The 10,500-nt window shown below is 62.0% G+C and carries 9 protein-coding genes; all 9 read left to right on the forward strand.

All coding sequences use genetic code 11. From position 1 onward, the window contains the following. A partial coding sequence (locus tag KDL09_RS22180; protein ID WP_294390071.1) for a sulfatase-like hydrolase/transferase occupies positions 1 to 1,546 on the forward strand: 1,546 nt, incomplete at its 5' end. Between the two features lie 104 nt (positions 1,547 to 1,650). After that, entirely contained in the window at positions 1,651 to 3,060 is a 1,410-nt protein-coding gene (locus tag KDL09_RS22185) for a sulfatase (protein WP_294390074.1), read from the forward strand. A gap of 88 nt (positions 3,061 to 3,148) precedes the next feature. Next, positions 3,149 to 3,919, forward strand: a complete 771-nt coding sequence (locus tag KDL09_RS22190) for a DUF1080 domain-containing protein (protein ID WP_294390079.1) — start codon at positions 3,149 to 3,151, stop codon at positions 3,917 to 3,919. Positions 3,920 to 3,968: 49 nt separating this feature from the next. Further along, positions 3,969 to 6,647 carry a c-type cytochrome gene (locus tag KDL09_RS22195; protein WP_294390082.1) on the forward strand — a complete coding sequence of 893 codons (2,679 nt, stop codon included), beginning with the start codon at positions 3,969 to 3,971 and terminating at the stop codon, positions 6,645 to 6,647. A 53-nt stretch (positions 6,648 to 6,700) separates the two neighbouring features. Continuing rightward, positions 6,701 to 8,311, forward strand: a complete 1,611-nt coding sequence (locus tag KDL09_RS22200; RefSeq protein ID WP_294390085.1) for a sodium:solute symporter family protein — start codon at positions 6,701 to 6,703, stop codon at positions 8,309 to 8,311. Then, on the forward strand, positions 8,308 to 8,466 hold the full coding sequence (locus tag KDL09_RS22205) for a hypothetical protein (protein ID WP_294390089.1): 159 nt from the start codon (positions 8,308 to 8,310) through the stop codon (positions 8,464 to 8,466). The genes KDL09_RS22200 and KDL09_RS22205 overlap by 4 nt, the downstream gene beginning before the upstream one ends. 33 nt (positions 8,467 to 8,499) lie before the next feature. After that, positions 8,500 to 9,288, forward strand: a complete 789-nt coding sequence (locus KDL09_RS22210; RefSeq protein ID WP_294390091.1) for a DUF1080 domain-containing protein — start codon at positions 8,500 to 8,502, stop codon at positions 9,286 to 9,288. 16 nt (positions 9,289 to 9,304) lie between these two features. Next, positions 9,305 to 9,955, forward strand: a complete 651-nt coding sequence (locus KDL09_RS22215) for a family 16 glycoside hydrolase (protein ID WP_294390094.1) — start codon at positions 9,305 to 9,307, stop codon at positions 9,953 to 9,955. Between the two features lie 16 nt (positions 9,956 to 9,971). Further along, positions 9,972 to 10,433: a hypothetical protein gene (locus KDL09_RS22220; RefSeq protein ID WP_294390097.1), complete on the forward strand. Its 462-nt coding sequence runs from the start codon at positions 9,972 to 9,974 to the stop codon at positions 10,431 to 10,433. The last annotated feature ends 67 nt before the right edge of the window (positions 10,434 to 10,500 follow it).

Genomic DNA, 10,500 nt, shown 5'->3' on the forward strand with positions numbered 1-10,500 from the left:
CTTCGACTACTTTTACGGCACGCCCAAGTACAACGGCGCCACCGTGCGCGTGCAGGACACGCCGATGCGCAGTCCCATCATGCGCAACGAAGAGGTCGTCGTGAAGGCGGTGCAAAGCTGGGATCACATCACCGCCGACTACACTCGCGAGGCCATCGAATGGATCGGCAAGAACAAGGCGCAGCCCTTCTTCCTCTACCTCGCGCACAACCTTCCGCACATCCCGATCGGCGCGTCGGAGAACTTCAAAGGCAAGTCCGACTACGGTCTGTATGGTGATGCCATCGAGGAGATCGACTGGTCCACCGGGCAACTTCTCGACAAGCTCAAGCAACTCGGCCTCGACGACAACACGTTCGTCGTTTTCACCTCCGACAACGGTCCGTGGGTGGAAACCACCCCGGGCATGAAACCCGGCGGCAAGCCCTTCATCCCCCGTGATCATTCCGGCACGGCCGATCCGCTGCGCGGCTGGAAAATGTCCGCGTGGGACGGCGGCTGCCGCGTGCCGTTCGTCGCCCGATGGCCGGGAAAAATCCAAGGCGGCCGCGTGAGCGACGGCATCTTCAGCACGATGGATCTGCTGCCCACCTTCGCGAAGATCGCCAACGCCCAACTGCCCGCGAACCGAATGCTCGATGGTCACGACGGCACGCGCTTTTTGACTGGCGAAACGGAGACAAGTCCGCGCGACGATTACTTCTACTACACCGGCTGCCTGCTCACCGGCGTGCGCGTCGGCCAGTGGAAACTCGTCCTCCCGCGTCCCGCTAATCCTCCCGGCACCGGCTGGTGGGGGCGCATGATCGAGGCCGTCAAAGAGCCGACTCTCTTCGATCTCAACACCGATCCGGGCGAAACGACGAACCTCGCCGCCAAACATCCCGATGTCGTTGTACGACTCATCCAGCGCATCGAAAAAGCCCGCGCTGAACTCGGCGACATCGACCGCACCGGCAGCGGCGCACGCTTCTTTGATCCCGGCGAGCGCCGTCTCGAAGCGGGTGCCAAAAAGCAGGCTTCGACGAAACAGCCTTCTGCCGCCTACGACGACTTCAAACCCGTCGGCAATCTGCGTTTCCTCTTTGAATCCGACGACATGGACGGCTGGACGATCTCGGAAGGCGCCTTCGCACAGCCTGTGACCACCATGCCTTCGCTGCCGCGTTTTCAGGATCAGCCCTTCGCCCGCGAAGGCGCTCATCATCTGTCCACCGTCGCCCTCGCCGATGGCAAAAGCGCGACTGACAGCCAAGTCGGCGTGATGCAGTCACCGGCGTTCAAACTCGAAGGCGATCAGGCCGCGTTTCTCGTCTCGGGAGGCTTCGACAAAGGGAAACTCTTCGTCGCGCTCATCGACGCCGACTCAAACGAAGTGCTCATCCGAGGCGGTGGTGAACACGACACGCGCATGCGCCGCGTGGTCTGGGACGTCGCCAAATGGAAGAACCACCGCGTGCGGTTTCAAGTCGTCGATCACAAGACCTCCGGCTGGGGCCATCTCAATGTCGATGATTTCTCCGTTCAAGGAACGCTGGTTCCCTGATCATTGTGATTGATCCATTCCGATGCTTTGCCAGATCCGACACTGCTTTTGCCGATAGGCGCAGGGTGGGTGGGGGCGTTACCATGGGCCCAACCCATCCCACCATGCGCCTCTCTCTTTCCCTCCTCGCTTTGACCCTGCTGGCGGTATCGCCCGTTTTTTCTGCGCCGCCGAACATCGTCTATCTGATCTCGGACGATCAGGCGTGGACGGACTACGGCTTCATGGGCCACAAGTACATCGAGACGCCGAACCTCGACAAGCTGGCGAAGAACAGCGCGGTCTTCACTCGCGGCTACGTGCCCACGGCACTGTGCCGTCCGGCGTTGGCGACGTTTGCCAGTGGCATGTACACGCATCAGCACAAGGTCAGCGGCAACGATCCCGCAGCGCTTGCGGATGCGGAGCCCAAGGCAAAGGGCAAAGGCAATAAAGGCGGCGACTCCGCCGCGTATGCCGCGCTGCGCGAGAAACTGATCGCGAACATGGACGTGCAGCCTTCGATCGCGAAGCTGCTCGGCGCGCAGGGCTATCTGAGCCATCAGTCTGGCAAGTGGTGGGAAGGCAGCTACCAGCGCGGCGGTTTCACACACGGCATGACGCGCGGTTTCCCGCAGCCGGGCGGACGCCATGGTGACGACGGCCTAAAAATCGGCCGCGAGGGCATGGCGCCGGTGTTTGACTTCATCGACACGGCGGTGTCGGAGAAGAAGCCCTTCTTCCTCTGGTATGCACCGTTCATGCCGCACACGCCGCACACGCCGCCAGACCGCCTGTTCCAGAAGTACAAGGCCAAGGGCATCGAATCCGACTTCGTGGCGAAGTACTATGCGATGGTCGAGTGGTTCGATGAGACCTGCGGCCAGCTCATCGACCGCATCGAGCAGAAAGGGCTGACGGAAAACACGCTCTTCGTCTACGTGGCCGACAACGGCTGGATTCAGAGCGAGAAGAGCGGAGGCTACGCTCCGCGCTCGAAGCAGTCCTCCAACGAAGGCGGCGTCCGGCAGCCGATCATGTTCAGCTGGAAGGGCAAGATCAAACCCGGCATGCGCGGCGAACAGCTCTGCTCCAGCATCGACATGATGCCCACCGCGCTCACCGCCGCCGGAGCGCCGATTCCCCAACAGCTTCCGGGCATCAACCTGCTGCCCATCCTCGAATCCGGCGAGCCAACGCCGCGCAAGGAATGCTACGGCGAATCCTTCGCGCACGACGTCGCCAACATCGACAAGCCCGAGGACAGCCTGGTCTATCGCTGGGTGATCGAGGGCAAATGGAAGCTGCTGCTCACCTACGACGGCAAACTCGGCCACTACGCCAGCAGTCATCCGCGCACGGAGAAACGCCCGCAGCTCTTCGATCTCATCGCTGATCCGCATGAGGACAAAAACCTCGCCGCCGAGAATCCCGAAGTCGTCGCGCGCCTCGCCGCCAAACTGCAGGCCTGGTGGCCCGTCACCGAACGCCAGGTGCTCACGAAGTGGACCAACGAGCCCGGCGTGTGGAAGTAACACCGCGCCCGCCCCCTCTTGCCAAATTCGACACATCGTTTGCCGGAAGTCCGGTGTACGATTCACGTTTAACGTTCCCGCCCAACCCATGAAACAACTCGTTCTCCTCTCACTGCTCGCCATTTCCACCGTCTCCGCACAGGACGGCTTCAAATCCATCTTCAACGGCAAGGACCTCACCGGCTGGGATGGCAATCCGGAGCTGTGGAGCGTCGAGGACGGCTGCATCACCGGCAAGACGACCGGGCCGGAGCAGCTCGCCTACAATCAGTTCCTGATCTGGCGCGGCGGTGTGGTGAAAAACTTTGAGCTGCGCGTGAAGATCAAGCAGAGCGGCAACAACACGGGCATCCAGTATCGCAGCAAGGAGCTGCCGGAGGTCGGCAAGTGGTCTGTCGGCGGTTATCAGTGCGACGTGCATCCCGCCGCGCCGAACAACGCGATGGTCTATGAGGAGCGCGGACGCGGCATCATTGTGCAGAACGGCCAGGGCGTCGTCATCGATCCCGAGGGTCGAAAGTGGCTCGCCTCCGAGCACGATCCGGTGAAGGTCGACATCGCCGAGTGGCATGAGTACACCGTCATCGCGCAGGGCAATCATCTCGTTCACAAGATCGACGGCCAGGTGACAATCGACCTGCTCGACTTCGAACTCGCGAAGCGTTCGCTCGAAGGCCTGCTCGCCTTCCAGATTCATCGCGGCCCGGCGATGAACGTGCAGATCAAGGACGTCATGCTCAAGGAGTTGCCCGATGGCGGCGTGATCGATTTCACCAATTCTCCCATCCCGAGCGATGCGCAAATCATCGAGGCCAAGGCGCCCAAGAGCAAAGCCAAGGCGAAGGCCAAGAAGAAATAATTCGTCTCCTGCCTCCTCTCGTCATTCGTTCATCATTCCATCGCCCACCATGAAGAAATATCTTTGCCTGAGTCTCCTGCTGTCGTCATTCCTCATCCCGCAACCACTCTGCGCCCAGGCCAAGGCACCCGGTCCAGGCAAAGGCGCTGCGAAAGGCAAAGGTCAGGCCAAAGCCAAGGCCAAACCGAACCGCCCACAAGCCGTCGGCCCGGCCATCGGTGCGAACGTCGCCACGCCGGTCTCGAATATCAAAACGCTGCCCGATTTCAAAGTGGAGCTGCTTTACTCCGTGCCCGGCGGCGATCAGGGCTCGTGGGTCAATCTTTGCACCGATGACAAAGGCCGCATCTATGCCAGCGACCAATACGGCGTGCTCTACCGCTTCACGCCGCCCGCGCCGGGCCAGACGCTGAGCGAGAGCGACGTGCAGAAAGTTCCCGCCGACATCCGCGCGGTGAACGGCATGCTCTTTGCCTTTGGCGCGCTCTACGTGGGCGTGAACGATTACGAAAAGAAAATCTCCAGCGGCCTCTATCGCATCACTGACAGCGACAACGACGACATGCCCGACAAGGTCGAGCTGCTGCGCGCGATCGATTCCGGCGGCGACCACGGCGTGCATGCCGTGCTGCTCACGCCCGATGGCAAAGGCCTGTATCTCATCACCGGCAACAACGCCGTGCTCACGGAAACCGTCGCATCCTCGCCGGTGCAGAAGCTCTGGGGCGACGATCACCTGCTGCCGCGCATGCCCGACGGCCGCGGCCACAATCGCTCGGTCATGGCTCCCGGCGGCAACGTGTATCGCGTCTCGCCGGATGGGAAAGAGTTCAGCCAGTTCGCCAACGGCTTCCGCAACATCTTCGACGGCGGCGTGAACCGCGACGGCGAGCTCTTCGTGTATGACGCGGACATGGAGTATGACTTCAACACCTCGTGGTATCGCCCCACGCGCATCAACCACGTCGTCAGCGGCGCGGAGTACGGCTGGCGCAACGGCGCGGGCAAGTATCCCGAATTCTACTTCGACAGCCTGCCCGCCACGCTGAACATCGGCCCCGGCTCGCCCACCGGCTGCACCTTCGGCTACGGCGCCAAGTTCCCCGCCAAATATCAGGAGGCCTTCTACGCGCTCGACTGGAGCTGGGGCAAAATCTACGCCGTGCATCTCAAGCCCAGCGGCGCGACCTACACCGCCACGAAGGAAGAATTCGTCACCGGCGGCCCGCTGCCAGTCAGCGATGCGATCATCGGCAAAGACGGCGCGATGTATTTCACCATCGGCGGCCGCCGCGTGCAGAGCGGGCTGTATCGGGTGACTTACACGGGTGGTGAGAAGATCCATGTCACAGACCCTGGATTTGGCAGTGGTTCGCGTGGCATGAATGGAAAGCTTGTCCCTGAAGTGGTGGCTCGTGACCTTCGCCGCTCGTTGGAAGCCTTCCACGGCAAACAAGATCCGAAAGCCGTTGCGTTTGCGTGGCCTCACCTGAGCAGCGACGACCGCTTCATCCGCGCCGCCGCACGCGTCGCCATCGAGCATCAACCGCTCACCGAATGGGAAGCGAAGGCTTTCGCTGAAACGAACCTCACCGCGCAGCTCGAAGCCCTGCTCGCCGTGACTCGTCTCACCGGCGTCTGCCCCACGCATCGCAAGGAAGGCTACGTCGTGAACACCGCCAAGCGCGATCAAATCCTCGCCGCGCTGCTCAAGGACGACTTCAGCAAACTCACGAACGACCAGCGCCTCGCCTACGTGCGCCTCATCGAGATCGTGTTGCACCGCTTTGGCAATCCGGACGACGCCACCGTCGCCGCGATCATCGCGAAACTCGATCCTGCGTATCCTGCCGACAACTTTGAGCTCAACTGGCTGCTCACCGAAACCCTCGCGTATCTCCAGGCACCGAATACCGCACGCAAAGCCATGGCGCTCATCGCCGCCGCCGAGAGCCAGGAGCCGCAGATCGAATACGCCCGCAGCCTGCGCTTCCTGAAGACCGGCTGGACACCCGAACTCCGCAAGCAGCAGCTCGAGTTCTTCCTCAAAGCCGCCAACTACAAGGGCGGCAGCAGCTTCACCATCTTCGTCGATTTCATCCGCAAGGACTCGCTCGCCACCTTCACGCCGGAGGAGAACGCGCAGTTCGCCGAGCTCATCGCGAAGAAGCCCGAGGTGAAGAGCGCCATCGAGAACGTCGGCGCGATGTTCGTCGGCCGCACGCCGACAATGTGGACGCTCGAAGAACTCAGCGCCGCCGCGCAGACCGGATTGAAGAACCGTAGCTTCGAAAACGGCCGCAAGATGTTCACCGCCGCCGCCTGCTACACCTGCCACCGCTTCGGCAACGCCGGCGGCATGACCGGCCCCGACCTCACCGGTGCCGGCGGACGCTACAGCCCGCACGATCTCCTCGATAACATCATCAACCCCAGCAAGGTCATCAACGAGCAGTTCGTGCCCATCATCGTCACCAAGAACGACGGCAGCATCATGAGCGGCGTCGTGGTGAACCTCAGCGGCGACGGCGTCACCCTGAACACCGACCTCACCGACCCCAACCAGCGCGTGAACGTGGACCGCAAGGAAGTGAAGAGCATCGAGCTCAGCACCGTCTCCCCCATGCCTCCGATGCTGCTCGCCATGCTCAAGAAGGACGAAATCCTCGACCTCCTCGCCTACGTCCTCAGCGGCGGGAACAAGGAGAACGCGATGTTTGGGAAATAACGCGGGTTTTACCTCGCCAAATCCGACGGCGCTGATCAGAATCCGCGCCTGCCATGTCATCCTTTTCCTGGTCCATCGACGGCTCGATCATCGGGCTGTATCTGCTGCTCACCATGGCGGCGGGCGTGTGGTTGCGGAAGCGGGTGCGGCGCGTGGAGGACTTTCTGGTGGCCGGACGAGAGATGAATCTGCATCTCGGCATCGCGTCGCTCGCGGCCACGGAGTTTGGCGTGATCACCTGCATGTATGCGGCGCAGGGCGGCTACACGCAGGGTTTTGCAGGTGCGCTGCCGGGTATCTGCCAGGCGGCGGCGATGTTTGCGATCGGCATATCCGGCTTCTGCGTGAACCGCCTGCGCGACTCCGGCGTGATGACGTTGCCGGAGCTGTTCGAGAAGCGGTTCGGGCGCTTCGTGCGCTGGCTCTCCGGCGTGGTCATCGTCATGGGCGGGCTGCTGAACATGGGCGTGTTCTTGAAAATCGGCGGCCAGTTCCTCTGCATGGTCACCGGGCTCGATCTCGGTCATCTCGTGCTCATCATGACGCTGCTGCTCATCATGGTGGCCGTTTACACGATCCTCGGCGGCATGCTGTCGGTGCTGGTGACGGACTTCCTGCAGTTTGTCGTGATGAGCCTCGGCTTGCTGGTCGTGACGATCATGATTTTGTCGCAGGTCGGCTGGGAACGGCTCGTCGAGACGGTCGAAAAACATCATGGCGCGGGCGGTTTCGCGCCGTGGGCGAATCCGGACACCGGCTGGAGTTTCATCGTGTTTCAAATGCTCATGGGCGTCGCGGCGACGCTCACGTGGCAGACCGTGGTGTCGCGCCTGCTGGCCGCGAAGGATGCGCGCACCGGCCGTCGGGTGTTCACGCGCACGAGCTTCTTCTTCGTCTGCCGCTGGATGATTCCCGGACTGTGGGGCATCGCCGCGCTGGCGGTGATCGGCTGGAAGCCGCTCGAGTTTCTCTCGTCCGACGAACGCGCCGCGCTGCCTGCGGCCATCGTGCAAAAGGTCGAGGCCTCCGAACTCGGCAAACCGCTCGCCACGCTCGATGAGACCGAACTCGCCGCCGTGCCAACTGCCGTGCAGTCGAAGCTGAACGACGCCGCATTGAACACGATGCCGAAATTCCTCAGCACGTTCCTGCCGGTCGGTCTCATGGGCCTGCTCATCGCCGCCATGCTCGCGGCGGACATGTCCACGGACGCGAGCTACATGCTGAGCTGGGGCAGCGTCATTTATAACGACATCCTCGCACCCTTCCAGCGCGGCGCGTGGCCGCACGCACGCGCCATCCGCTGGAACCGCTGCATCATCGCGCTCATCAGCGTGTATCTCTTCACCTTCGGCCTGCTCTACGAGATTCAGGGCAATGTGTGGGCCTACCTCGCGCTCACCGGCTCGATCTACCTCTCCAGCATGAGCGTGCTGCTCATCGCATGCTGCTACTGGAAGCGTGCGAACAACTGGGGCGCGCTCGCGGCGATCGTCTGCGGCGCGATCGTGCCCGTGCTGCACCTGAGCTTTGAAAAAATCCCCTCGCTCGCATCCATGGCCGCCGGCATCACGAAGGAGCAGGCCGGCATCGCAGCCTTCGTCGCCTCCGCGCTCGGCATGATCGTCGGCTCGCTGCTCAAACCCCGCCCGCAATCCGCATGAACTCCGAATCCCACTGGCTCTGGCACGCGCTCATCTGGGGCGTCGTGATCTGGTATTCCACGATCACGTTGTGGGTCGCCTGGCGCGGTGCACGCGACATCCGCGACATGGTCAAACGTCTCGACGAAGAGAAGCCGCAATCGCCGGAGTCCTGACGGCGTTCTTGTTTGCCGCCACCCATCGATCTCATGAAACCAACCCTCCTCCTCGTTCTCGCACTCACCGCCACCTCGTTCGCCCAGGACGGCTTCACCTCGCTGTTCAACGGCAAAGACCTCACCGGCTGGGATGGCGATCCGAAACTGTGGAAGGTCGAGAACGGCATCGTCATCGGCACCAATCCCGCGCCCGAGGCGATGGCGAACAACAGTTTCCTCATCTGGCGCGGCGGCAAGGTGAAGGACTTCGAGCTGCGCGCCACCGTGCGCGTCATCGGCGACAACAACAGCGGCATCCAATATCGCAGCCGCGAACTGCCGGAAGTCGCGCCGTGGGTCATCACCGGTTATCAGTGCGACATCCATCCCGCCATCGAGCACACCGGCATGACCTATGAGGAAAAAGGCCGCGGCATCTTCGGACTCAACGGCCACAACGTCATGCTCGACCCCGAAGGCGCGCTCTGGGAACTCAGCGAGCACGAGCCTGTGAAGGTCGACGTCAGCCAGTGGAACGAGTACACCATCATCGCCAAGGGCAATCACCTCAGCCACTTCATCAACGGCCAACCCACCTCCGAACTCATCGATCACGACACCAGCAAGCGCGCCCTCGAAGGTCTCCTCGCCATCCAGCTCCATCGTGGCAATCCGAATAGCGTCCACATCAAGGATCTGCGTCTCAAAGTCCTGCCCGAATCGCCACTCATTCCCTTCGATGCCGCGAAACTCCCCGCAGGAGCGAAAAAGATCGAGAAGCCCCGCACGAAGAGCCCTCAAGGCACCGGTCCGGTGGTGACGCCAAAGAAAAAGCAATGATTACTCCTCTCCACTCATGAAACCGCTCCTCCTCTCTCTCGCCACCATCGCGCTGTCATTCCAGCCGGCCGTCGCTGAACCACCGGCGACCACGATTTGCGAACCAACGACCGTCATCGTTTCGACGCCGTTCAACGAGCCCGCGCCACCAACGCGCAAGGGCGCGATCAACGGCTGGCAGGCGGGAATCGGCGAATGGAGCGTGAAGGACGGTGCGCTGCATGGCGATGAACTCGCTGAGAACAATCATCCATCCTCCTGCACGTATCGTTTTGAGGCCACCGACATCGTCATTACGGCGCAGTTCCGGCTCGGCACGGCGACGCAGATCGCCTTCGCGTGTCGCGACACGGTGCCGCCGAACAACCACCTCGGGCGCACCTTCATCAGCAAAGACGCCATCTGGGTGACGCGCATGTCGGGCATCTCGAAGACCACCAAATCAGAAAAACTCGCCGAGCTCAAGACCCCCATCGATCCCGAGGCCTGGCACACGATCACGATCGAGATCTGCGGCGATCATTACCGTGCCAAGGTGGACGATCACGTCGTCGAGGCGCATCACGAACGCTACAAGGACGCCAAGGGCATTGTCGCGCTGGTCAACAAAGGCCAGGGCGCCCAGTTCAAGAACGTCTCGATCTGGAACGCCAAGCCGAAGAAGTGAATTGCTCCAACGCACGATGTCTCTTCCAGTCGTCATTCAGGAACGGATCGAACGGTCCTTCGGACTCTTTCGCGATCTCGTCGAGTGCATCGATGCGGACGCATTGAGATCCAAGCTGCCCGGCCTGCCGTCGAACGCGGTCGGGATGCAGTTGTGGTGTGTTGTGGGCGCCCGCGAAAGCTATGCGCAGGCGATCAAGGCCGGGCAGTGGGCGGGCTTCACCTGCTCGCTGGAAGTTACCACGCAGAAGACTGCGGTCGCCCAGGCGCTGTGCCGTTCGGCGGAAGGCCTGCTCACGGAACTCGGCGGCATGGATGCATTCACGGACGTGCAACACCGGCTGGTCGTCGATCTCCTCGAACACGAAGCGGCGCACCAAGGCCAGCTTATTCGCTACCTTTACGGCCTGCGGCTTCCTATTCCCGAAAGCTGGAAGTCACGCTTTGCCCTGGAAGACCATTCGCCGCGACTTGGCTGAAATCGCAGCGCTGTCTGCTCGTTACGTTGTTTCACCGACCTTGATCATGATACGCCTCGCTCTGCTC

It is taken from the genome of Prosthecobacter sp., assembly GCF_020439865.1.
In the GTDB taxonomy this organism is placed as follows: Bacteria; Verrucomicrobiota; Verrucomicrobiia; order Verrucomicrobiales; family Verrucomicrobiaceae; genus Prosthecobacter.

Coding starts and splice junctions, on each gene's coding strand:
- KDL09_RS22185 (WP_294390074.1), top strand. CDS start 1,651: ATGCGCCTCTCTCTTTCCCTCCTCGCTTTGACCCTGCTGGCGGTATCG.
- KDL09_RS22190 (WP_294390079.1), top strand. CDS start 3,149: ATGAAACAACTCGTTCTCCTCTCACTGCTCGCCATTTCCACCGTCTCC.
- KDL09_RS22195 (WP_294390082.1), top strand. CDS start 3,969: ATGAAGAAATATCTTTGCCTGAGTCTCCTGCTGTCGTCATTCCTCATC.
- KDL09_RS22200 (WP_294390085.1), top strand. CDS start 6,701: ATGTCATCCTTTTCCTGGTCCATCGACGGCTCGATCATCGGGCTGTAT.
- KDL09_RS22205 (WP_294390089.1), top strand. CDS start 8,308: ATGAACTCCGAATCCCACTGGCTCTGGCACGCGCTCATCTGGGGCGTC.
- KDL09_RS22210 (WP_294390091.1), top strand. CDS start 8,500: ATGAAACCAACCCTCCTCCTCGTTCTCGCACTCACCGCCACCTCGTTC.
- KDL09_RS22215 (WP_294390094.1), top strand. CDS start 9,305: ATGAAACCGCTCCTCCTCTCTCTCGCCACCATCGCGCTGTCATTCCAG.
- KDL09_RS22220 (WP_294390097.1), top strand. CDS start 9,972: ATGTCTCTTCCAGTCGTCATTCAGGAACGGATCGAACGGTCCTTCGGA.